This window comes from Metapseudomonas boanensis (genome assembly GCF_018704125.1).
GTDB classification, from domain to species: domain Bacteria; phylum Pseudomonadota; class Gammaproteobacteria; order Pseudomonadales; family Pseudomonadaceae; genus Metapseudomonas; species Metapseudomonas boanensis.
In genome coordinates this window covers 1-761 of record NZ_JAGTIS010000060.1, presented here as the reverse complement: position 1 = coordinate 761, position 761 = coordinate 1, and the positions used below count along the sequence as shown (strand labels likewise).

The window sequence follows — 761 nt, the reverse complement described above, 5'->3', positions numbered from 1 at the left end:
GGCGCCAGGTGGGATTTGACGCCGATCGGGCCAACGCCCGGGCCGCCGCCGCCGTGGGGGATGCAGAAGGTCTTGTGCAGGTTCAGGTGCGACACGTCGCCGCCGAACTGGCCCGGGGCACAGAGGCCGACCATGGCGTTCATGTTGGCGCCGTCGATGTACACCTGGCCGCCGTTGTCGTGGATGATCGCGCAGATTTCGCGGATGCCTTCCTCGAACACCCCGTGGGTCGACGGGTAGGTGATCATCAGCGCGGCCAGGCGATCCTTGTGCTCTTCGGCCTTGGCCTTGAGGTCGGCGATGTCCACGTTGCCGCGGGCGTCACAGGCGGTCACCACCACGCGCATGCCGGCCATCCTGGCAGTAGCCGGGTTGGTGCCGTGGGCGGAGGCTGGGATCAGGCAGATGTCGCGCTGGTCGTCGCCACGGCTCTGGTGATAAGCGCGGATGGCCAGGAGGCCTGCGTACTCGCCCTGGGAACCGGCGTTGGGCTGCAGGGAGACCGCGTCATAGCCGGTGGCCTTGCACAGCATGACCTCCAGCTCGGTGGTCAGTTCCTGGTAGCCGGCGCTCTGCTCGGTGGGAGCGAAGGGGTGCAGGGAGCCGAACTCTGGCCAGGTGATCGGGATCATCTCGCTGGCGGCGTTGAGCTTCATGGTGCAGGAACCCAGCGGGATCATGCTGCGGTCCAGCGCCAGATCCTTGTCCGCCAGCTTGCGCAGGTAGCGCATCAGCTCGGTTTCCGAGTGGTAACGGTTGAA

General features: G+C 66.6%; 1 pseudogene. It reads right to left on the bottom strand.

The features are described from left to right. Positions 1 to 761: pseudogene (locus tag J7302_RS26285) on the bottom strand (beta-eliminating lyase-related protein); the annotation flags it as partial.